Annotated in this window: 21 protein-coding genes and 1 tRNA gene; 7 read left to right on the top strand and 15 right to left on the bottom strand. The window is 67.6% G+C overall.

Features of this window, described 5'->3' with window-relative positions; all coding sequences use genetic code 11:
• The first annotated feature begins 30 nt into the window (after positions 1-30).
• Positions 31-2,778, top strand: coding sequence for a preprotein translocase subunit SecA (secA, locus tag VYI76_RS09520; protein WP_326524515.1), 2,748 nt, complete (start codon positions 31-33; stop codon positions 2,776-2,778).
• Positions 2,779-2,893: 115 nt separating this feature from the next.
• Here secA and VYI76_RS09515 read toward each other — a convergent pair.
• Positions 2,894-2,970: transfer RNA gene (locus VYI76_RS09515), tRNA-Arg, on the bottom strand.
• Between the two features lie 61 nt (positions 2,971-3,031).
• On the opposite strand from VYI76_RS09515, the gene VYI76_RS09510 reads away from it, so the two are divergent.
• A complete protein-coding gene (locus VYI76_RS09510) occupies positions 3,032-3,778 on the top strand; it encodes a queuosine precursor transporter (protein ID WP_326524514.1) in 747 nt (248 codons plus the stop codon).
• Between the two features lie 107 nt (positions 3,779-3,885).
• On the opposite strand, the gene purQ is transcribed toward VYI76_RS09510, so the two are convergent.
• Together purQ and purS are read right to left on the bottom strand one after the other, a co-directional pair.
• Positions 3,886-4,551, bottom strand: coding sequence for a phosphoribosylformylglycinamidine synthase subunit PurQ (gene purQ, locus VYI76_RS09505; protein ID WP_326524513.1), 666 nt, complete (start codon positions 4,549-4,551; stop codon positions 3,886-3,888).
• The gene (purS, locus tag VYI76_RS09500; RefSeq protein WP_326524512.1) at positions 4,548-4,778 is read right to left on the bottom strand and encodes a phosphoribosylformylglycinamidine synthase subunit PurS; all 231 of its coding nucleotides are present in this window, start codon (positions 4,776-4,778) and stop codon (positions 4,548-4,550) included. Before purS ends, purQ begins: the two co-directional genes overlap by 4 nt.
• 140 nt (positions 4,779-4,918) lie before the next feature.
• Here purS and VYI76_RS09495 point away from each other — a divergent pair, with 140 nt between their 5' ends.
• Positions 4,919-5,068: a hypothetical protein gene (locus VYI76_RS09495; RefSeq protein WP_326524511.1), complete on the top strand. Its 150-nt coding sequence runs from the start codon at positions 4,919-4,921 to the stop codon at positions 5,066-5,068.
• A 4-nt stretch (positions 5,069-5,072) separates the two neighbouring features.
• On the opposite strand, the gene VYI76_RS09490 is transcribed toward VYI76_RS09495, so the two are convergent.
• The 6 genes from VYI76_RS09490 to VYI76_RS09465 all read right to left on the bottom strand — a co-directional run bounded on the left by VYI76_RS09490 (position 5,073) and on the right by VYI76_RS09465 (position 12,561).
• Positions 5,073-6,425, bottom strand: coding sequence for a porin family protein (locus tag VYI76_RS09490; protein WP_326524510.1), 1,353 nt, complete (start codon positions 6,423-6,425; stop codon positions 5,073-5,075).
• Positions 6,426-6,454: 29 nt separating this feature from the next.
• Entirely contained in the window at positions 6,455-7,738 is a 1,284-nt protein-coding gene (locus VYI76_RS09485; RefSeq protein ID WP_326524509.1) for a hypothetical protein, read from the bottom strand.
• Positions 7,739-7,815: 77 nt separating this feature from the next.
• Positions 7,816-8,595, bottom strand: coding sequence for a phosphoribosylaminoimidazolesuccinocarboxamide synthase (gene purC, locus VYI76_RS09480; protein ID WP_326524508.1), 780 nt, complete (start codon positions 8,593-8,595; stop codon positions 7,816-7,818).
• A gap of 91 nt (positions 8,596-8,686) precedes the next feature.
• Positions 8,687-9,547 carry a hypothetical protein gene (locus VYI76_RS09475; RefSeq protein WP_326524507.1) on the bottom strand — a complete coding sequence of 287 codons (861 nt, stop codon included), beginning with the start codon at positions 9,545-9,547 and terminating at the stop codon, positions 8,687-8,689.
• A gap of 45 nt (positions 9,548-9,592) precedes the next feature.
• Positions 9,593-10,426 carry an alpha/beta hydrolase gene (locus tag VYI76_RS09470; RefSeq protein WP_326524506.1) on the bottom strand — a complete coding sequence of 278 codons (834 nt, stop codon included), beginning with the start codon at positions 10,424-10,426 and terminating at the stop codon, positions 9,593-9,595.
• Between the two features lie 56 nt (positions 10,427-10,482).
• Positions 10,483-12,561 carry a TonB-dependent receptor plug domain-containing protein gene (locus VYI76_RS09465; protein WP_326524505.1) on the bottom strand — a complete coding sequence of 693 codons (2,079 nt, stop codon included), beginning with the start codon at positions 12,559-12,561 and terminating at the stop codon, positions 10,483-10,485.
• 74 nt (positions 12,562-12,635) lie between these two features.
• Between VYI76_RS09465 and VYI76_RS09460 the strand changes: the two genes are divergently transcribed.
• The 4 genes from VYI76_RS09460 to VYI76_RS09445 all read left to right on the top strand — a co-directional run bounded on the left by VYI76_RS09460 (position 12,636) and on the right by VYI76_RS09445 (position 17,420).
• On the top strand, positions 12,636-12,785 hold the full coding sequence (locus VYI76_RS09460; protein WP_326524504.1) for a hypothetical protein: 150 nt from the start codon (positions 12,636-12,638) through the stop codon (positions 12,783-12,785).
• An 86-nt stretch (positions 12,786-12,871) separates the two neighbouring features.
• On the top strand, positions 12,872-13,324 hold the full coding sequence (locus VYI76_RS09455; protein WP_326524503.1) for a nuclear transport factor 2 family protein: 453 nt from the start codon (positions 12,872-12,874) through the stop codon (positions 13,322-13,324).
• Between the two features lie 84 nt (positions 13,325-13,408).
• A complete protein-coding gene (gene parC, locus VYI76_RS09450; RefSeq protein ID WP_326524502.1) occupies positions 13,409-15,637 on the top strand; it encodes a DNA topoisomerase IV subunit A in 2,229 nt (742 codons plus the stop codon).
• Positions 15,638-15,701: 64 nt separating this feature from the next.
• Positions 15,702-17,420, top strand: a complete 1,719-nt coding sequence (locus tag VYI76_RS09445; protein WP_326524501.1) for a putative bifunctional diguanylate cyclase/phosphodiesterase — start codon at positions 15,702-15,704, stop codon at positions 17,418-17,420.
• On the opposite strand, the gene VYI76_RS09440 is transcribed toward VYI76_RS09445, so the two are convergent.
• From VYI76_RS09440 to VYI76_RS09415, 6 genes are read right to left on the bottom strand one after another with little or no spacing between them, the layout of a single operon-like run.
• Positions 17,390-18,571 (bottom strand): CCA tRNA nucleotidyltransferase, encoded by a 1,182-nt coding sequence (locus tag VYI76_RS09440; protein ID WP_326524500.1) that lies wholly within the window; start codon positions 18,569-18,571, stop codon positions 17,390-17,392. The genes VYI76_RS09445 and VYI76_RS09440 overlap by 31 nt on opposite strands.
• Positions 18,565-19,161: a CoA pyrophosphatase gene (locus VYI76_RS09435; RefSeq protein ID WP_326524499.1), complete on the bottom strand. Its 597-nt coding sequence runs from the start codon at positions 19,159-19,161 to the stop codon at positions 18,565-18,567. The genes VYI76_RS09440 and VYI76_RS09435 overlap by 7 nt, the downstream gene beginning before the upstream one ends.
• Positions 19,158-19,709 (bottom strand): DUF1285 domain-containing protein, encoded by a 552-nt coding sequence (locus tag VYI76_RS09430; protein ID WP_326524498.1) that lies wholly within the window; start codon positions 19,707-19,709, stop codon positions 19,158-19,160. Before VYI76_RS09430 ends, VYI76_RS09435 begins: the two co-directional genes overlap by 4 nt.
• A gap of 39 nt (positions 19,710-19,748) precedes the next feature.
• Complete coding sequence (locus VYI76_RS09425) at positions 19,749-21,086, bottom strand: FAD/NAD(P)-binding protein (RefSeq protein WP_326524497.1); 1,338 nt, start codon at positions 21,084-21,086, stop codon at positions 19,749-19,751.
• A 16-nt stretch (positions 21,087-21,102) separates the two neighbouring features.
• Positions 21,103-21,378, bottom strand: a complete 276-nt coding sequence (locus VYI76_RS09420) for a DUF6356 family protein (RefSeq protein ID WP_326524496.1) — start codon at positions 21,376-21,378, stop codon at positions 21,103-21,105.
• 39 nt (positions 21,379-21,417) lie between these two features.
• A complete protein-coding gene (locus tag VYI76_RS09415; RefSeq protein ID WP_326524495.1) occupies positions 21,418-21,639 on the bottom strand; it encodes a hypothetical protein in 222 nt (73 codons plus the stop codon).
• Between the last annotated feature and the right edge of the window lie 66 nt (positions 21,640-21,705).

Genomic DNA, 21,705 nt, shown 5'->3' with positions numbered 1-21,705 from the left:
GCATTCCCATATTTTCCGAGGATTACGCTTATGCTGGGCGGACTTGCCAAGTCGCTGTTCGGGTCGTCGAACGACCGTTACGTCAAATCGCTGAAGTCGGTCACCGACAAGATCCTCGCGTTCGAGGCACCGCTTCAGGCGATGTCGGACGAGGAACTGGCCGGCCAGACCGCGCGCTTCCGCGAGCGGCTGGAGAATGGCGAGAAGCTCGACGCGCTGCTGCCCGAGGCGTTCGCGACGGTGCGCGAGGCGTCGGTTCGCGTGCTGGGCATGCGGCACTTCGACGTCCAGATGATCGGCGGCATCGTGCTCCACCGCGGCGAGATCGCCGAGATGCGCACGGGCGAGGGCAAGACGCTGGTGGCGACGCTCGCCACATATCTCAACGCGCTGCCGGCGAAGGGCGTCCATGTCGTCACCGTCAACGACTATCTGGCGCGGCGCGATGCCGAGTGGATGGGGCAGATCTATCGCTTCCTGGGCCTGACGGTGGGGGTGATCGTGCCCAACCTGGCTGATCATGAGCGGCGCGAGGCGTATCACAGCGACATCACCTACGGCACGAACAACGAATTCGGCTTCGATTACCTGCGCGACAACATGAAGTACGACCGCGCGTCGATGACGCAGCGGCCGTTCGCCTACGCGATCGTCGACGAGGTCGACTCTATCCTGATCGACGAGGCGCGGACGCCGCTCATCATCTCCGGCCCGACCGACGACAAGTCGGAACTCTATATCCAGGTCGATGCAGTGGTGAAGCAGCTGTCCGACGAGGATTACGAGAAGGACGAGAAGCAAAAGACGATCGTCCTGACCGAGGACGGCACCGAGAAGGTCGAGCGGATGCTGGAGGCGGCGGGGCTGCTCCAGGGCGGCAACCTCTATGACTTCGAGAACACCCAGGTCGTCCACCACACCAACCAGGCGCTGCGCGCGAACATGATGTTCAAGCGCGACACCGATTACATCGTCAAGGACGAGAAGGTCGTCATCATCGACGAATTTACGGGCCGCATGATGGATGGCCGGCGCTGGTCCGACGGCCTGCACCAGGCGGTCGAGGCGAAGGAAAACGTCCAGATCGAGCCCGAGAACCAGACGTTGGCCTCGATCACCTTCCAGAACTACTTCCGCATGTATCCCAAGCTGAGCGGCATGACCGGGACCGCGGCGACCGAGGCGGCCGAGTTCTTCGACATCTACAAGATGAACGTCGTCACGATCCCGACCAATGTGCCGGTGCAGCGGATCGACGAGGAGGACGAATTCTACAAGGACACGCAGGACAAGTTCCGCGCGATCGCCAAGCGCATCGGCGAGCATGCGGCGAAGGGGCAGCCGACGCTGGTCGGCACCGTTTCGATCGAGAAGTCCGAACTGCTCAGCGCATTCCTGCAAGAGGAAGGCGTGGTCCATGAAGTGCTGAACGCCCGCCTGCACGAGCGCGAAGCGCATATCGTCGCGCAGGCCGGCCGCAAGGGCGCGGTGACCATCGCGACCAACATGGCCGGACGCGGCACCGACATCCAGTTGGGCGGCAACGTCGAGTTCCGCGTCGAGGACGAACTGCGCGACATGCCCGAGGGGCCGGAACGCGACGCCGCCATCGCGCGCATCAAGGAAGAGGTTGCCGCCGAAAAGGCCGAGGTGCTCGCCGCCGGCGGCCTCTTCGTGCTGGGCACCGAACGGCACGAAAGCCGCCGCATCGACAACCAGTTGCGCGGCCGTTCGGGGCGCCAGGGCGATCCGGGGCTCAGCCGCTTCTACCTCAGCCTCGACGACGATCTGCTGCGCATCTTCGGGCCCGACACGCTGTTCGCCAAGATGATGCGCAACAACATCGGCGACGGCGAGGCGATCGGCAGCAAGTGGCTGACCAAGGCGATCGAGACCGCGCAGAAGAAGGTCGAGGCGCGCAACTACGACATCCGCAAGCAGGTCGTCGAATATGATGACGTGATGAACGACCAGCGCAAGGTGATCTACGAACAGCGCGCCGACATCATGGATGCCGACACCGTCGGCGACGTGGTGGTCGACATGCGCGCGGAGACGGTCAACGCGCTGGTCGGCGATGCCTGCCCGCCCGACAGCTATCCCGAGCAGTGGGACGTCGCCGGCCTGGCCGAGAAGGCGGCATCGACGCTGGCCGTGGAGGCACCGTTCGCCGACTGGGCAAAGGAGGAGGGGATCGAGCCCGAGACGGTGGTCGATCGCCTGCGCGAGGCGGCCGACGCGGTCGTCGAGGAGAAGTCGAAGGATCTCGATTCCGAGACGTGGACCGGCATCGAGAAGTCGATCCTGCTCCAGAACCTCGATCATCACTGGAAGGAGCATCTGGCGCTGCTCGATGCGCTGCGCCAGGTCGTCCACCTGCGTGCCTATGCGCAGAAGACGCCGATCAACGAGTATAAGCAGGAAGCCTTCGCGATGTTCGAGCGCATGCTCGCCAGCATCCGCGAGGACGTGACCCGCACGCTCGCCTTCGCGCAGTTCCGCATGGCGCCGATGGAGGATTTCGCGGCGCTGCCCGAACTGCCCGATTTCATCACCAGCCACATCGATCCCTTCACCGGCGAGGACAATACGCACGACTGGGACGCCGGCGCGCAGGGCCTGCTGACGCCGGGCATGCCGGCACTGTCGATCCCGCAGCCGTCGGGCGCGGAGATCGGCGAGGATCCGGAAAGCTGGAAGGGCGTGGTCAGCCGCAACGCGCCGTGCCCGTGCGGTTCGGGGCTGAAGTACAAGCACTGCCACGGCGCGATCGCCTGATGACGGCGCGGCACCTGGGCAGCGGCGGGGCCGTCGCGCCCTGTCCCTGGCGGGGCGTGCCCGAGGACAAGATGTACCTCGACCTGCCGGTGGGCGGTTGGGCCTGAGGAGGAAATGGCGCGCCCGGCTGGATTCGAACCAGCGACCACGAGCTTAGAAGGCACGTGCTCTATCCAACTGAGCTACGGGCGCGCGAGGGGGGTGCCCTAGCGCGGATTGCGCGCGGGCGAAACGGCGATCATAAGCACCGGCCATGAGCCAGGGGGACCATCAGCCGCAGCGCATCAGCGCGTCCGACGTCGCGCGCGGGCAGTTCCGCTACTTCGATTTCGTGATGGTCGCGTTCGTCGTGATCCTGCTGCTCAGCAACCTGATCGGTGCGTCGAAACGGTCGGAGGTCGACCTGCCGATGATCGGGCTGTGGTCGTTCGGGGCGGGCATCTTCTTCTTCCCCGTCAGCTACATCGTCGGCGACGTGCTGACCGAGGTGTACGGCTATGCCCGCGCGCGGCGGGTGATCTGGACGGGGTTCGCCGCGCTCATCTTCATGGCGTTCATGGCCTGGGTGGTCGTGTCGCTGCCGCCGGCGCGCAGCTGGGACGGGCAGGCGCATTACGAGGCTGTGTTCGGCAATACCTGGCGGATCGTCGCCGCCTCGATCACTGCCTTCTGGGTGGGCGAATTCGCCAACAGCTGGGTGCTGGCGCGGATGAAGGTGTGGACGCAGGGGCGCTTCCTGTGGGCGCGCACCATCGGGTCGACGGTGGTAGGGCAGGGGCTCGACAGCCTGTTGTTCTACCCGCTCGCCTTCGCCGGCACGACCGGCTGGACGACCGACCAGATCATCCAGGTCGTGCTGAGCCAGTTCATCCTGAAGACATTGTGGGAAGCGCTGCTGACGCCGGGCACCTATGCGGTCGTCGGCTTTCTGAAGAAGCGCGAGGGGATCGACGTGTACGACGACGCGACCAACTTCACGCCGTTCAAGACCAAGCTTTAGGGCTTTCGCCGGAGGTTCGGACCGGCAGTGGATGGCCTGTTGCACGAAGAAGGGCAGCCCTTCGACAAGCTCAGGGCGAACGGTTCAGTAGTTGGTGCGCGCTTGATCTAGGCGACCGCCGCCAGCAGCCCCTCGAACAGCCGTCGTCCGTCGGTGCCACCGTGCGCGGCTTCGATCTTGCGCTCCGGGTGGGGCATCATGCCCAGCACGTTGCCGGCGGCGTTCAGGATGCCGGCGATGCCGCGGGCCGATCCGTTGACATCCTCGGCATAGCGGAAGGCGACGCGGCCTTCGCCTTCGAGGCGGTCGAGCGTGTCGGCGTCGGCGAAGTAATTGCCGTCATGGTGCGCGACCGGGACGGAGATCGTCTCCCCCGCGCGATAGCCGCTGGTGAACAGGCTCTGGCTGTTCGCGACCGTCAGCGCGACATCGCGGCAGACGAAGTCGAGCCCGGCGTTGCGCATCAGCGCGCCCGGCAGCAGGCCGCTTTCGGTCAGCACCTGGAAACCGTTGCACACGCCGAGCACCGGGACGCCGCGCTCGGCGGCGGCTACCACCGCCCGCATCACCGGCGATCGCGCTGCGATCGCGCCGCAGCGCAGGTAATCGCCGTAGGAGAAGCCGCCGGGCAGGGCGATGAAATCGGTGCCGGCGGGCAGATCACTGTCGCCGTGCCACACCATCGCGGGCGCGCGGCCGGTCACCTCGCGGATCGCCACCGCCAGGTCGCGATCGCAGTTGGAGCCGGGAAAGACGACGACCGCGGCGGTCACGGCCGCTCGACCCGGTAATTCTCGATCACCGTGTTGGCGAGCAGCTGGCGGCACATCGCGTCGATCTGGTCGTCGGAGGTGTCGTCGGCGACGTCGAGTTCGAAGATGCGCCCGGCGCGGACCGCATCGACGCCGGCAAAGCCGAGCCCGGCGAGCGCATGTTCGATCGCCTTGCCCTGCGGATCGAGCACTCCTGGCTTCAGCGTGACGACGATACGGAGCTTCATGAGCGGGGGCCTCGCGAGCGGGAAGGGGATGCGCGGCCTAATAGCCTGTGGTGCCGCGCGGGCAAGGCTTCATCCCTCGTTTACCTGTCGGGCGCAGGCTTCGCGACGCGCGACTCGTCAGCGTGAAGGGACCAGGAATCATGGCGTATCTGGCGATGGTGATGTTCGTCGCCCTGTTCGCGTTCGGCCGGCAGTATTTCGGCTGGTCCGATCCGGGGGGCAAGGTGGAGCTGGCGCTGTTCAGCTGTTTCGTGTTCGGCGCGATCTGCGGCTATCGGGCGAAGGGCTGAGCGGTCAGAAATAGCGCGCGACGGAGAAGCGCATGCGCAACCGGTCGGTCGCGTAATAGGCGATGCTCGATGCGTTGCGATTGTACGACAGCGTCACCTGCGGCGAGAAGCCGAACACCCGCATCGCCCGGTTGCCGAGCGTCAGCCGGCCGCCGTAGCGCCAGTCGCTGCGCGGATCGCGCGAGAACAGCTCGGTCGGCGCGTCGAACACCGCGCGGCTGATATTGCCCGACAGGCCGAAGCTTATGCCCATCGGCAGTTCGCCGCCGAGGCCGGTGGTGATCCCCAGTTCGGTGCTGGAATAGGCGGCGGCGTTCAGCCAGTCGCGCCGCGCGAAGCCGCCGAGGGAGGCGACGAGCGTGGGGGCGACGGCCTTTTCGGCGGTGGCGTAGAGGCCTGCCTGCCAGCCGGACCAGTTGCTGTCGAACAGCGCGGTGGTGCGGCGGGTGTCGAGCTGGAGGCCGAGTCGCGCGTTGCCGCCGAGGCCAAGTTGGGCGCCGGTGCGGACGCCGATCTGGCGACTGGCAAGCGATCCGCCGAACCAGCGTTGCGCCGCCAGCCCCTCGACCGAGATGCTGGTCGTGTCGGACAGGTGGCGCTCGATCCCCGCCGCGCCTTGCAACGAGAAATCGTCATAGGCCCGGCCCGAATAATTGCTGCCCTGTCCGTCGATGCCGACGAGCAGGAGCGCGCGGCCCGCGACGGGCACGCGCGCGCCGGCGTTCAGGCTGGCGGTCTGGCCGGTGCCCGATTTGGCCTGCGCGCCCGAATCGAGATCGATCGGCAGCGTCACGTCGCCGAAGTTCACGTCGATGCGGTCGGCCGCGGTCGCGTTGTTGATATTGCTGTCGGGCGCGATGCCGACGTCGAGATCGAGCCGCCATGCGCGGCGCGACCGGATCACCTGGCGCGCGCCCCGGATCGCGGCGGCGACGTCGGGTGGGAGTTCGCCGGAGACCTGGGCGATGCGGAACTGGCGGTCGGCGCTGGCGGTCTGGCCGAGGCCGAGCATAGCGCGGGCGAGTTCGAGCCGGACGCGGGTCTGCGACGGATCGTCGGCCAGGATCGCCTTGAACGTCTCTGCCGCGTGATCATAATGCCCCTGTTCCGACGCGGCGAAGCCGGCCAGGAAGCGGCTCTGCAGCTTCATGTCAGGCGCCTGCGCCAGCGCGGCGATCAGCGGTGCGGCTTCGTCGAAGCGGCGGTCGCGGACCATCGCCTCGGCCTGGGCGAGCAACTGGTCCGGGGTCAGCCGGACGTGGCAGATGCCGTAGCTGCACTTGGCCTGATGCTGCGCGGCGGCCGGCGTCGCCAGCCCCGCGCACAACATCATCGCCGCGACGATCAGGCCGCGCATGATCTGGTCCCCCCGAACCGTGATGCGGCTTACGGCTGCTTCGCGCCGGTGAACGCGCCGAGGATATCGACGCGCTGATCGGGGATGCCGCCAACGATACGCAGGTTGCCGCCGACGTTGACCGCGTTGGGGCCGAAGAAGGCGCCGTCGATCGAACTGGCGCCGGCCACGCTGCCACCCTGGCTGACGCTGGTCGTGTTGACGATCGTCGTCACGCCGTTGTTGACGAAGCGGACGTAATTGTCGGCGCCGGAGAAACCGCCGGTGAAGCCGCCGGTGTTGACCAGATCGATCTTGCCGCTGCCCTTCGCCTCGAAGGTCGAGCCGCCCTGGATGCTCACCTGGTTGCCGGGGACGAGCTGGCCCCCGTAGGTGGCGGGCAGCACGGTGCCGGTCAGCAGCATCGCCATCGTCGATCGGCCGAAATCAAGCGTGATCGTGCTCGAACCCGTGATCCACTGGAAGTAATTGGGCATGCGGTTCGGCGTGTCGATCGTGGTGTTCGACACCATCGTCGCGAGCAGGCCGCCGGTGTAGGTGCCGGTGCCGGTGATCGGCACCTGCGACCGGATCGTCTCCGTCCCGAACACCATCGCGCCGCGCTGGAAGTTCGACGTCGTCGTCGCCTTGAACACCAGCGGGTCGGCGGTGCGATCGAACGCGTTGCGGACATAGCCGGCGAGCGAGACGTACTTCGTCTGCGAACCCGGGCGCTGGTAGAAGAAGGTGACGCTGTCGGTGCGGCCGAAATCGCCGGGCTCGGTGCCGGCGGCGCGCGCGGTGGGGCCGACCGCCTCCAGATAGTTGAAATCGGTCAGGTTGGTCGGCACGCCCCATTCGGGACCGGCCGAACCGCCGTAATCGGTGCGGTGCGCGGGATCCTGGAAACGCACCGTGCCGGTGCCCATGCCCGCCTTCTGATCGGTGAACTGGACGGTGAAGATGCCGTCGCGCGGATTGTAGATGACGGCCCCGCTGGGTGCGCGGACAGTCGATGCGTTGCCCTGGTAGAGCACCGGGCCGCTCGACGCGTAGACGCCGGTTTCGGTGACATCGAGCGAGTGGAAGCTGCCGACCGCGTTGAAGGTCGTTTCGGTGGACACGTCGAGCAGGTTGGCCGGGGTGGGCGTGGGCGTCGAGGTGCCCGTGCCGGTCCCGCCGCCGATTCCGCCGCCTGTGCCGCCGGTGCCGCCCGTTCCTCCCGTACCGCCGCCAGAGGCGGGCGGGGCGATGCTGCCCACGGTTTGCGGGCCGGAAGCGCCGCCGCACGCGGCTAGAGCCAGCAGCGGCAGGGCCGCGATCACGCTACGCATTGTCGATCATTCCCCCAGTTCAGGTCGGGGGAAATCTAACCGCAAGAGGGTTAAGGGCCTCTAAACGCCGCCGCCGATCACTTTCCGCGGCGCTTGCGGTGGCTTTCGAGGTCGAGCACGGCCGATTCGGCCCCCTCGGGCAGCAGGCCCAGACGGCGAGCGACCTCCTGATAGGCCTCCACCTCGCCGCCCAGGTCGCGGCGGAAGCGATCCTTGTCGAGCTTTTCGCCCGAGGCCATGTCCCACAGCCGGCAGCCGTCGGGGCTGATCTCGTCGGCCAGGATGATGCGGCCGTAGTCGTTGTCCCAGATGCGACCGAATTCGAGCTTGAAGTCGACCAGGCGGATGCCGATGCCGGCGAACAGCCCGGTCAGGAAGTCGTTCACGCGGATGGCCATGTCGGCCATGTCGTGCAGCTCGTCCTGGCTAGCCCAGCCGAAGCACAGCACATGTTCCTCGGAGATCATCGGATCGCCGAGTGCGTCGTCCTTGTAATAATATTCGACGATCGTGCGCGGCAGCTGCACGCCTTCCTCGATCCCCAGCCGCTTGCTGAGCGATCCGGCGGCGACGTTGCGAACGACGACCTCGATCGGCACGATCTCTACCTGGCGAATAAGTTGTTCGCGCATGTTGAGACGGCGTATGAAGTGTGTCGGTACGCCGATCTGGCCGAGCAGGGTGAAGATATGCTCGGAAATGCGGTTGTTTAGCACGCCCTTGCCGCTGATCGTGCCCTTCTTCTGGGCGTTGAACGCGGTCGCGTCGTCCTTGAAATACTGGATCAGCGTGCCGGGTTCGGGGCCCTCGTAGAGGATCTTGGCCTTGCCCTCGTAGATCTGGCGGCGGCGAGCCATCGGCGGTCCTTCGAAAAGAGCACGCCCCGGCGCCGCGAGGGGCCGGGGCGGGGATGGGCGGGCCTATATCGGATGGGGGCGGGGGGTGCAATCAGTCGGCGGGGGTATGACGAGGCCACCGAATGCGATGCCGCAGGCGGAACCACAGGAACGCCAGCAGGGCAATCAGCAGCGCCGGCGGCCCGAGCAGCGCAACCGCGCCGAGCGCGACCGCCAAAGTCCATTGCAGGGATGCCACCGCGGTGTCGGCCGCTTCCGCGAAAGGCGATCTGGGGTCGAACCTGCGGATCGCGGTGCCTGATTCATAATCGAACGTCATCGGGGTCGTGGCCAGACTGTCCTGCTGACCCGTGATGGCGTCCGTGGTCGAGCGCGCCTGGCGATCGAGTTCGCCGCGCTGCCGCAGCAATTCCGCACGAGCGTTGTCATTCAACGTCGTCTTGCCAAGTTCCCCGTCCAGGCGGGCGCGTTCCTCCGCAATTCTGGTGCGGTCGCCGGACAGTCGGGCGATCGCGCTCCCGGCATCGGTGCCTGAAATCTCGGCATTCACCAGCATGCCTTCGGCTGCTTCGATCGCTGCGATACCCTCCCGGCCGAATGCGCGGGCCAGCGTCGGATCGAGTTTGAACGCCAGCATTGCGTCGATGCGATCGCCTGCGACCAGCGTGTAGCGCATGCCGGTGATTCGGCAGCGCGTGATGCCCAGCTTTTCGCAAGCCTGGGCATGACGTTCCTGCGCCGCAGCGATCCGCGCTGGCGGCAGCCGGAAGGCGTAGCGATAATTGAAAGCCACGCCGGGAGCGGCGGTCACGGCGATGCCCGGTGCGGCTGGCGCGTCCGCAGTGGCGAGATCGGCGGTTTCGGCGCTCTGCCTCTCCTCCCGATCGGGCGCTGCGCTGCAGGCGGTGAGAATAAAGGCACCGATGATCGTGATCGCCGCACGCATCTTCATTCTCCCACTTAGGTAGTTATACCGTCTCATGAGTAGGAAAATGCGTCAAGGCGCGGCGAAGGCGGCGGCGATCAGTCGCTTTGTCTCCGCCCAGGCGGCGCTTTCGGGGGCGACCAGTTCGACATGGCCGGTCGCGGGGATGGTGTGGAGTTGTACCCGGTCACCACTGGCGGTCGCCGCGGCGAAATAGTCGGTCGCCATGCGATAGGGGATGATGCGATCCTCGCGGCCGTTGACGAGGTCCTGCGGCACCTTGAGCGGAAGAAGGCGCGGCACGGAGGTGTCGCGATACGGATCGTCGCGCCCGGCGCCGACCAGTTTCGCGACGACTTCTATGCCGCAGCCATTGTCGGGGCTGGCGGCGGTTGCCTCGAGATCGGGCAGCCCGCCCAGGCTGACGACATGCGCGATCTTCAGTGGCCGGCGCGTGCGCAGCGGACTGTCCTTCGGCAGGCGCGGGCGCGCGGCGAGCCACAGCGCGAGATGCCCGCCCGCCGAATGGCCGACGGCGACGATGCGGCGCGTGTCGAGATGATATTTTCTTGCATGGACAGCTATTTGATCAGATGCCTTCGCAGCATCTGCGAAGGTGCCCGGATAGCCGCCGCCCGCACGATCGACCCCGCGATAGTCGATGTTCCACACTGCATAGCCTTCGCCCCGCAGGTCAGCGGCGATCCAGTCCATCAGGCTGCGATCGGCGACCGACGTCTGCCAGCAGCCGCCGTGGACCATCAGGACAACCGGGTGCGGCCCCTTGCCGGCGGGTAGCCAAAGATCGACCTTCTGCATCTGATCCGGGCCATAGGCGATCGTCGCGTCGGCGGCGGGGCGCGGACGCTTTACAAGGTCGGGCCAGGTCAGCAGGTCGCCGGTCATGGCGACAGCGATAGCGGCAAGCGCGGCGAGGCGGAACATCGCCGCAGCCTAAGCCATCAAAACGATCCGCGCACCGAGAAGGAGAAGATCGGCCCGATCCGGCGATCGCGGCTCTCGCGCAGCAGCAGCTGGCTGGCACCGCGCAGGCCGGCGTAGATGAAGCGTTCCCGGCGGGACCGCGCATCGTTGAAATTGACCACGTCGGCGCGCACCGTCAGCCCGAACACGTCCTTGTGCTCGACGAACACCGAGGCGAAGATCGGCCCTTCCCACGTCCGGTCGGTCTGGTTGCGGCGATAGCGCGGCTGGTTGTGCGAATATTCGAGGCCGCCGCCCCACGCCCAGTCGCTGGCGGGGATGTCGTGGCGGAACTGGGTGTTGATGATCGTGTCGGTGAAGCCGCTCCAGTAGCGGACCTCGCCGGTGAAGGGGTCGCGTAGCGAGGATTTCTGGAACAGCACGCGCGAATCGAGCCGGGCGCCCTTCCAGCCCAGCGGTTCGAACTGGATGGTGCTCGTCCAGTCGATCGCGCTAGCCCAGGATTTGGCGATGTTGCCCGCGGATTCGCCGGTGCCGACCGGCACGATGTCCACGTAGTCGACGACGTCGCGATAGATGAAGCGCAGCTTGGTCGATCCCCAGGGGCCGAGCCGCCTGTTCGCCTCCGCCTCGACGGTCCAGTCCTGCTGCGGGCGCAGATCGATGTTGCCCGCGTTCTGGTTGCCGTCGTTCAGGAAGGCACGGGCCAGGAAATCGTAGAAGGACAGCTGGAGCACGCGGCGCCGCAGCTTGAGCGACAGATCGAAATCCGCCGACGGTTTCCACGACAGCGACAGAGATCCCTTGGGCCGCAGGAAGCTGCGCGACACGCCGCCGACCGCCGTCTGGGTGATCGTCGAATGTTCGGCGCCGGCGATGAGCTGGATGTTGAACTGGGGCGTCAGCGGCCGGCTGTAGCTCAGCAGGCTTTCGTAGCGGTCTTCATCGACGCCGCCGGTGCCGCCGGGGAAGGGCGTATCGACGAACCGGCCGGAGGCGTCGAGCGCGCCGACGCTCGTCACGCTGTCGAGCGTGTTATAGGCGGCTTCCGCCGACCATTGCCAGTCGCCGCCCAGCATCTTCCAGCCATATTCGCCGCGCGCGATCGTTTCGCCCACCCGGCCGGTCTGCGAGAAACGCTCGCCGCTGGTCGGTGTCGCGTCGAGATAATCGACCAGGATCGTCTGGGTGAACGGTTCGAAATTGTAGCGGCGCAGGCCGACCAGCTTGAGCCGGCCCGGCCCGAGCCCGAATTCATAGTCGCCGCCGATCTCGTAGTTCCAGCCGAGTTCGCGATCCCGCACCGTACGCAGGCGGTCGGCCTGGCCGGGCAGCGAGCGCAGGCCGTCCTCATTGTATCGCGAATAGGTCCGCTGATAATGCGCGTTGAGGTGGGCGACCGAGTTGCCGGGTCCGTCGAGCGTGAACCGGCCGCTGACCTTCGGCGAATCATCGTCGTTGGTCCAGACGTCGTCGCGTCGCTCGATCACCGCGCCGGCGCCGTCGTAGATCAGCGTGAGGCCGTCCGCCCCGCTGCGCGATGCCTGATCGTTGTCGAGGCCGATCTGGTACTGGAGCGGCCCGCTGCGCCCGCTGACCGATATGTTGGCGCGCGACACCAGCGGATCGGTGTTGTGCACGCGAAACTGCGGTCGCCACGAGAATTGCCCGGTCAGCGCGGCGGCGCGGAATACGACATTGGCGACCTGTCCCGACAGGCCCGGAATCTGCAGCGTGCCGCCGTCGACGACCTCGATTCGCTCCACCGTCGCGGCAGGGATGCGCGACAACTGGGTGAACATCGTGTCGGACTTGTTCGACGGCCGTTCGCCGTTGAACAGCACGTTGCCGGTCGCCTGCCCCAGCCCGCGCAACTGTTCGCTGTCGCGGATCTGGAAGCCCGGTATGCGCTGAAGCATGTCGTAGGCGGTGCGCGGCGCGTAACGCGCGAAATCGGCGGGCGTGTAGACCTGGCGGTCGGTGACGGGCGCCGCGCCGTCCTGAGCGGAAACCTCGCGCGGCGCCGGCGGCGCAGCACTGCCGGTGGTCCGGGTTTCCTGCGCGGCGGCAGGAAAGGCCAGTGCCAGTAACGGCACGGCCGCGAGAAACGCGGATTTAGGGGTCAAGCTGACGGCTCCACAACGGCAGCCGGGCGGGAGGAAACCGGCGAATGGCGATGGCGACCATGCTGCGCCGGCCGTCCGGGTATCAAAGTGCCTTGTCGCGAATTACACGCCGCCCGGCATGGATGTACCGCGATCCGGCTCGTCCGGCAGTGATCCTCGGAACCGCTTTCACCGAAACGATATTCCCGACGTGATAAGTTAGCGGGCCCGGCCTTCGCGACTGGCGGAGAGCGGGCACAGGCGCGACGCCGGGCACTCAACCGTCGGGTGGAGAGCGGCGATGGATCGGATCGAGGAACTGCTGGCGATTCAGGACTGCATCGCCCTGATGACCGACTATAATATCCATCTCGACAACGTCGATGCGGATGCCTTCGTCGCGCTGTTCACGCAGGATGCGGTTTTCCGCCGCGTCGTACCGGCCGAACCGGCGCTGGAGTTCACCGGCCATGCCGGGCTGCGCCGCTCGCTGGAGCTGGTGATCCAGGCGTCGCCGCGAATACGGCGGCATCTGCTGTCGAATGCCAGGGTGACGATCGTCGATGATCGAGAGGCCAGGGGATTCTGTATCGGCCTGGCGATCCACGGACCGCGCGGAACCTTGCCCGTGCCGATGGGCGGGCTGGAACTGGTCGGCGAGTATCGCGATACCTATCGCAGGACGGCGGAGGGCTGGCGGATCGCGAGGCGCGAACTGACGCGGATCATCGATCTGGATGCCGTGGCGGGCTGAGCCGACGAAGGTTCCGGGTCTACAAGGTTCCGGGCCTACAAGGTTCTGGCGATGTTCCCCGGGCCTTGCTAACCCGCGCTGGCAATGGCCAGCCAACCCGTCGAACCGATCGTCGATGCCCCCTTCGACAGCGCGCTTTCCGAACGCTATCTCGTCTACGCGCTGTCGACGATCACCGCGCGGTCGCTGCCCGATGTTCGTGATGGGCTGAAGCCGGTCCACCGCCGTCTGTTGTGGGCGATGCGGCTACTGCGGCTTGACCCGGCCTCCGGCTACAAGAAATGTGCGCGCGTCGTCGGCGACGTGATCGGCAAATACCACCCGCATGGCGACCAGTCGGTGTACGACGCCATGGTTCGCCTCGCGCAGACCTTCGCGCTGCGCTACCCGCTGGTCGACGGACAGGGCAATTTCGGCAACATCGACGGCGATAATGCCGCCGCGTACCGCTATACCGAGGCCCGGCTGACCCAGGTCGCGATCGACCTGATGGACGGGCTGGACGAGGACGCGACCGATTTTCGCCCGACCTATAACGGCGAGGAACAGGAGCCCGAGCTGTTTCCGGGTCTGTTCCCGAACCTGCTGGCGAACGGCGCGGCCGGGATCGCGGTGGGCATGGCGACCAGCATCCCCCCGCACAACGCCGCCGAGCTGATCGACGCCGCCGTCGCGCTGATCGACAATCCGCAGGCCGATGTGCTCGATCATGTGAAGGGGCCGGATTTCCCGACCGGCGGGCTCGTCGTCGACAGTCCGGCCGCGATCGCGGAAGCCTATGCGAGCGGGCGCGGCGGGTTTCGCGTCCGCGCGCGTATCGCGGTGGAGCGTGAGAAGGGCGGCGGCTGGGCGCTGGCGGTCAGCGAAATCCCGTACGGCGTCCAGAAGGGCAAGCTGATCGAGGGGATCGCCGAGCTTATCAACGCCAAGAAGCTGCCGATCCTGGGCGACGTGCGCGATGAAAGCGACGAGGCGGTGCGCATCGTCATCGAGCCGCGCGCGCGCACCGTCGATCCGACGACGCTGATCGAGAGCCTGTACCGGCTGTCCGATCTGGAAACGCGGGTTTCGCTCAACCTCAACGTGCTCGACAAGACGCGCACGCCGCGGGTGATGTCCCTGCGCGATGCGCTGGCGGCCTGGGTCGAACATTGCTTCGTCGTGCTGCGGCGGCGATCCGAGCACCGGCTCGACAAGATCGCCGACCGGCTGGAACTGCTGGGCGGTTACCTGATCGCCTATCTCAACCTCGACCGGGTGATCGAGATCATCCGCACCGAGGACGAGCCCAAGCCGGTGATGATCGCCGAGTTCATGCTGACCGATCGCCAGGCCGAGGCGATCCTGGACATGCGGCTGCGGCGGCTGCGCAAGCTGGAGGAGATGGAGATCATCCGCGAGCGCGACGCGCTGACGAAGGAGCAGGCCGACCTGCAGCTGCTGCTGTCGTCGGACGCCCGTCAGCGCACGCGGCTGAAGCGTGATCTGGCGAAGATTCGCGACCGTTATGGTCCGGAGACCGCGCTGGGCGCGCGGCGGACGACGATCGAGGAGGCGGCGCCCGCGCGCGAAATCCCCCTGGAGGCGATGATCGAGCGCGAGCCGATCACCGTGATCCTGTCGCAGCGCGGGTGGATCCGGGCGATGCGCGGTCATGTCGAGCTTGCTTCGGCCGAAACGATGAAATTCAAGGAGGGCGACGGCCCGCTGTTCGCGTTCCATGCGCAGACCACCGACAAGCTGCTGCTCGCCGCTGACACCGGGCGCTTCTACACGCTGGGCGCCGACAAGCTGCCCGGCGGGCGCGGGTTCGGCGAGCCGGTGCGGCTGATGATCGATCTGGACGGCAACGCCGGCATCGTCGCGCTCATGCGCGCGGGCACGGCGGAAAAGCTGCTGGTCGCCGCCAGCGACGGGCGCGGTTTCCTGGTCAAGGCCGCCGATACGATCGCCGAGACGCGCAAGGGCAAGACGGTGATGACGCCGCGCACGGGCGCGAGGCTGGCGCTGGTCAGGCCGGTCGGCGCGGAGGACGATTATGTCGCGGCGGTCGGCGATAATCGCAAGCTGCTGGTGTTCCCGATCAGCGAACTGGCCGAACTGGCGCGCGGTCAGGGCGTACAGCTCCAGCGCTATCGCGACGGGGGCCTGTCGGACGCGATCACCTTCCGTTTTGAGCGCGGGCTGACCTGGGCGATGGGCGGCGAGGCGGGGCGGATGCGGACCGAAAGCGATATGGGCCCATGGCGCGCCGCGCGCGGGGCGGCGGGGCGGATGCCGCCCACCGGCTTCCCCCGCGACAACCGCTTCTGACACCGAGGGACAGGATGGCCGCGTTTTAGCCTGCCTTAACCATTGGCGGGCTAGCTCGTCGACAATGATTTTCCGCAAGCCGCGCGCGGCGATCAGTACGGACACTTCCGCCACGCCGGTCAAGGCGGTCGATCCCGCACGCGCGTTCGGCCCGACCGCCTTGGCGCGGGTGGTCGATCTGGTGCCGATCCCGGCGGCGTTGATCGAACATTCCGAAGGCAGTTTCCATTTCATGGGGGTCAACCGGCCGTTCCGTCGCGCCGGGCTGGGCATGTCGGCGACAGAGTCCCCGATCATCCGCCTGCTCGGAGCGCGGATCCTCGCCTTCCTCGAATCGCCGGCGACGCAGCAGGAGTTCGACTGGCAGGTCGGCGAAGAGATCGACGCGCGGCATTTCCATGTGATGCTGGCGCGCCGGCCCGAGATGCGCGGCCAGCCGCGCTGCCTGATGACCCTGGTCGATCAGACCGGCGAACGTCGCACAGAAACCAGCCTGCGTCGCGAGATGCTGTCCGACAGCCTGACCGGCCTGCCCAATCGCGGCGGTTTCGGCGACGTGGTGGAAGGATCGATCACCCGCGAGAACGCGCATGCCTATGCGGTGATGATCGTCAACATGGACCGGTTCGCCCGCGTCAACGCGTGCATGGGATCGCTGGCGGGCGACGAGCTGTTGATCTCTGTCGCGCGGCGGCTGCGTGGGGCGCTGCGCGCGCGCGACACGCTGGCGCGGATCGGCGGCGACGAGTTCGGCGTGCTGGTCGCCGCCGACGAGGGGGAGGCCGACGCGATGCACGTCGCCGCGCGCATCCGCGCCGCGCTGGCCACGCCGTTCCGCCTTTCGGATTTCGAGATCCGGGTCGAATGCTCGATCGGCGTCGCGCTCGGCGGCGACGAGATTTCCGAGCCCGAGGACCTGATCCGCCACGCCCAGTTCGCGGTGAAGCGCGCGAAGAAGACCGGCAAGGCCGAGGTCTATAACCACTCGACCTTCGACATCGTCCGCACCCAGTTCGGCATCGAGACGCGGCTGCGCCATGCGATCGACAACGGTGACCTGCGGTTGACCTTTCAGCCGATCTGCGACCTGGCGAGCGGACGGATCGTATCGTTCGAGACGCTGGCCCGCTGGTCCCCCGACGGACGGGAGGTATCGCCCGTCGATTTCATCCCGGTGGCGGAGGAAAGCGGCCTGATCGTGCCGCTCGGCCGCTGGGCCATGGACGAGGCGGCTCGGACGATCGCGGCGTGGGATGCACAGGCGGGAGGGCGATGCGGCGCGAACCTGTCGATCAACCTGTCGGCGATCCAGCTCCAGCGCGATCAGGTCGCGCCGATGGTGCGCGCGGCGATCGAGGCGTACGGCATCGAAGGCGAGCGGCTGACGCTGGAGCTCACGGAAAGCGCGATCGTCAGCGATCCCGATCGCATCGCCGCGACGATGCAGGCCCTGAAAGGTCTGGGCACGACGCTGGCGATGGACGATTTCGGCACCGGCTATTCGAACCTCGCCTATCTCCAGAAGCTGCCGATCGACGTGCTCAAGATCGACCGCAGCTTCGTGTCCGGCATGCTCGCCGATCGCGACAAGGTGGCGATCGTCCGCGCGATCCTGAGCCTGGCGCAGGCACTGGGGATGCGGACGACGGCGGAAGGCATCGAGACCAACGAACTGGCCCAGACGCTCGCCGCGCTCGGCTGCACCTATGGCCAGGGCTATCTCTATGCGCGCCCGCTGGAGCGCGACGACGCCTATGCGATGCTGGCGCGCGAGAGCGCCTGACGCAGTTCATCGTCGAGGATCGCGGTCGCGTCGTCGGGGAAGCCGGCGGCGATCCAGCGGTCCTCTATCGCCCGTAGCGTGCGCGCGACCTCCGGCCCCCTGGTCAATCCGCGCGAGACCAGCGCGCCGCCGCTGACCGGCAGGACCGGAATGGCGAAATCGTCAAGGAAGCGGGCGTCGGCACCGGCGATCAGCAGGCGGTCGCACGCGCTTTCGGACCCCACGCGATAGGCGAGTGCCTGTGGGCCTTCATCGCCCGCACCGAGCGTCGCGGCCTCCAGCCGCTTGCGCTCGGCATTCGACAGCTTGAGGCGTGCGCCGACCGCCGCGGCGGTGCCGGGCGCAAGCGTGACGGCGAGGCGGCGGATCGGGTCCGGGGCGATGCCCTGCGCACTCTCCGCACCGGCCAGCGCGGTCAGCCGGGTGAGCCCTTCGCGATCGATTTCCGGCACCACCGGTGTCAGGATGGCGTGATCGAGCATCAGGCCGACGACACGCACCGCGTCGCGCGCGACGAGCAGTTTGAGCAGTTCGTCGCGGATGCGTTCGCGCGACAGCGCCATCAGGTCGTTGGCGCGCGCGGCACAGGCGGCGAGCCCCTCGGCATCCGGCGTGTCGCCGAACCGCGCGAGGAAGCGGAAGAAGCGCAGAATGCGCAGGTGATCCTCGGCAATGCGCTGCAACGGATCGCCGATGAAGCGCATGTGCCGTGCGTTGAGATCGGCGAAGCCGCCGAAATAGTCGAACACCTCGCTGGTGGCGGGATCGGCGTAGAGCGCGTTCATCGTGAAATCGCGCCGTGCGGCGTCCTCGCGCCAGTCGTCGGTGAAGGCGACGATCGCGTGGCGGCCGTCGGTCGATACGTCGCGGCGCAGGGTCGTCACCTCGACCGGGCCGCTTTCGATCACGGCGGTGATCGTGCCGTGGGCGATCCCGGTCGGCACCGCCTTGATCCCCGCGCGGCGCAGGCGGCGGGTGACCTCCTCGGGATCGTGCCGGGTCGCGATGTCGATATCGGCGACCGGCAGGCCGAGCAGGGCATCGCGCACCGCGCCGCCGACGAATCGCGCCTCGTCCCCGCCGCCCAGCGCCTCGACCAGCGCGTCCAGCCCGGCGCGGCGCCGCCAGTCTGTGTCGGGGAGCATTACCATTTCAGCTGTCGCGACAGGTTGACGAGCATCGCCGCTGTCGCGCCCCAGATATTCCGGCCCTGCCAGTCGATCTTGTAGAAATGCCGCTCGCGCCCCTTCCATATGCCCGATGCGCGGACATGGTTGGCGGGATCGAGCAGATGGGCAAGCGGGGCCTCGAACACGTCGGCCACTTCCGCCTCCGACGGGATCAGCCTGACGTCGGGGCGGACGACGCCGAGCACCGGCGTGACGCGATATCCGGTGCCGGTGCGATAGGGATCGATCATGCCGATCACCGTCACGGCGGCCGGGGGCAGCGCGATCTCCTCCTGCGCCTCACGCAGGGCGGCGGCGACCGCATTGGCATCCTCGGGATCGATGCGCCCGCCGGGGAACGCGACCTGTCCCGCATGGGCGCGCAGATGTTCCGTGCGCTGGGTCAGGATCACGCCCGGCTCGGCGCGATCGGTGACGGCGACCAGCACCGCCGCTTCCGTCGCGGGCGGCGCGCCGTCGAGTTCCAGCCCGGTCAGGTCGCCGGTCAGCAATTCGGGTGCGGCGAGGGCGCCGGCGTCAAGGGCGGCGCGCAGCCGGGCGGCGAGCGTCATGCCGGCTCCAGCGGGAAGAAGGCGCCATCACTCCACACGCCGGGCGGCAGATCGTCGCCGGCAAGGGCGAGGTTGGCGAGTTCGTAATAGACCGGCCGCGCGACCAGTGCCTCCAGCCCGCCGCGCACGCGGATATAGGGGTGGGGCCCGTCGTCCTTCGCCTCGAATCGCAGCGGATGTTCCGGCCCGGCGATGACAAGGTCGCCGACGTTGGTCTGAAAGGCGATGCGGCCGCCTTCGGCCCTCATCTTCACCGCGACGAAGGGCGCATCCTCCACCGCGATGTCGAGCTTTTCCGCCGGATTGACCAGGACGTGGCCGCCATCGGCCTCACGGCGCAGGATCGTGGCGAACTTGCGGACCATGTCGCGGCGGCCGATCGGCGATCCCTGATGAAACCAGGTGCCGTCGCGGGCGATGCGCATCTCGCTGTCGCCGCAATGATCCGGGTGCCATTGCTCGACCGGCGCCGGCCTGGCCGCGGCGATCAGCGCGGCGACCTCGTCGATCGAAAGCGCGTCGAGATCGGGGGGCGGCGGCATCGGCATCGCCTCTCCTTTGGCAAGCAATGACGGGTGAGGGAAGGGCTACAAGCCCTCGCCGCCGACCCAGTGCGCGTTCGAGAGGCGGCGGGCGAGCGACCAGCTCTGGACGCGAATGTCCGGCACCGCGACGATTTCCCAGAAGGCGCCACGGGTCATCGGGCCGAGCGCGTGGAGCCAATCGGACGCGTGGCCGTCGCGACCGATCACCGCGGTGTCGGCATCGACGTCGATCCCGAGATGCGCGGCGTCGGGCCGGACGAGGCCGCGTTCGTGCAGCCGGCGCAAAAGCGGATCGTCTGTTCGCGCGAGGTCGCCCTGCGGCCCTGTGGCATTTATGATCCTCGTAAGATCAAGTATTTCGTTCGCATTGCTACCGCGCGGTCTGAGATTTAGCCTCACGCCGGGCTGCGTGGCTTCGGCGGCGATGATCTTGCCGGCGACAACCTGCAACTGGCCGCGCGCGACCATCGCCTCGATCCGCGCGTGAACCTCGGGCGCCAGGCGATGGCGGTGGACGTCCCACCAGGGCCGCAGGTGGCCCAGGAAACGGGCGCGCTCGTCCCCCGTCGCATTGGCCCACATCGCCTGGGTGAACGGGCGGAGTTCATCGACCGCGTTGCGCCAGCCGATGTCGATCCCCCGTGCGCGCACCGCCTGTGACAGCGCGGCCGGGGACAGGCGCGGGCGTTCGTCGATCCGCTTCCACGGGGCGCCGGGCGCGGCATGGGCGCGCGGCAGCAGCCCGCGGCGCGACAATGCGATGATCCGTCCGCGATACCCCTCCGCCTCCAGCTTCAGCGCGACATCGACCATCGTCAGGCCGGTGCCCAGGATCAATACGGTCGACCGATCGTCGAGGCCGGCGGTCAGGTCCGGCGTCCACGGGTCACCAACATAGCGGTGGTCGGGCAGCGTGGCCGGATCGATCCCGTCGGGGGTGTGCGGCGGAAGATTCCCCACCGCGAGGGCGACGGCGTCACCGTCAATCCGCCGGCCGTCGGCAAGCGCCGCGCCATGCACGTCGATATCGACGACGTCGCCGGTGACCACGTCGAGCCGGCTCGATGCGGCCGCGGCGTCGAGCTGTTCGCGCAGATAGTCGCCGTAGAGCAGGCGCGGGATGAACGCGGTCGCCGGCTCCGCATGTCCGCGCGCCGCCAGCCAGCGTACCAGATGGCCGGGATCGTCGGGCAGTGCGCTCATGTTGCCGGCGCGGACGTTGAGCAGGTGGCTGTGGTGCGCCGCGCCATAGGCGAGGCCGGTGCCGGGCGCCGCCGAGCGATCGATCAGCGTGGCGCGAGGGCCGTCGTGGCGAAGCAGGTTGATCGCCAGCAGCGACCCCGAAAAGCCGCCGCCGATGATGACGACGTGATCGGTCACGCCGCGCGTCTGCGGCTCAAATCTCGTATTCCGGGCGCCATTCGGGCTCTTCATAGGCCGGGCGGCGCACGCCGGGCTGGCGCGACACCATTTCCGAATAGAGGCCCTTCACCGTATTGCTGCCGGTGCGGACGCAGGCGTTGGGCAGGATCGCGTGAACCAGGCAGGCGAGCCCGCCGCCGATCAGCTTGACCCCGAAACGCGTCGCGACTCCGAAATGCTCGAAATAGCTCTCGCCGACGCTGGCCGGGTGATCGAGGAACCAGCGGTGCAGGGGGGTCTTACTCGCCATGCCATATCCTAGCGCGGCGGGGAGCAAAAGGGAACCGGCTCAGTCCTCGCCGCGATAGTGATCGAGCGAGTCGAGCACCCGCCCACCGGCCATGAACACCGCGACCGGGCAGGCCGCGAACAACAGCCAGCCGCCGATGCCGGGATAGGTCTGGAGGTAATGCACGCCGCGCTCGATCGCGCCCAGGCCCAGGCCGTAGATGACCAGATAGGCCTCGAACTTGGTCTTGATCGTGAACAGGCGGCGGACGCGGGACCACATGGCCGAAAGGTTAAGCAAGGCCCGCGCCAGCGGCGGAAAACCGCCATTCCGGCGTTACCATTGTTG

Source organism: Sphingomonas sp. (genome assembly GCF_035910975.1).
GTDB lineage: Bacteria > Pseudomonadota > Alphaproteobacteria > Sphingomonadales > Sphingomonadaceae > Sphingomonas.
The sequence above is the reverse complement of the archived record's forward strand: the minus strand, read 5'-3'. Positions and strand labels throughout refer to the sequence as shown.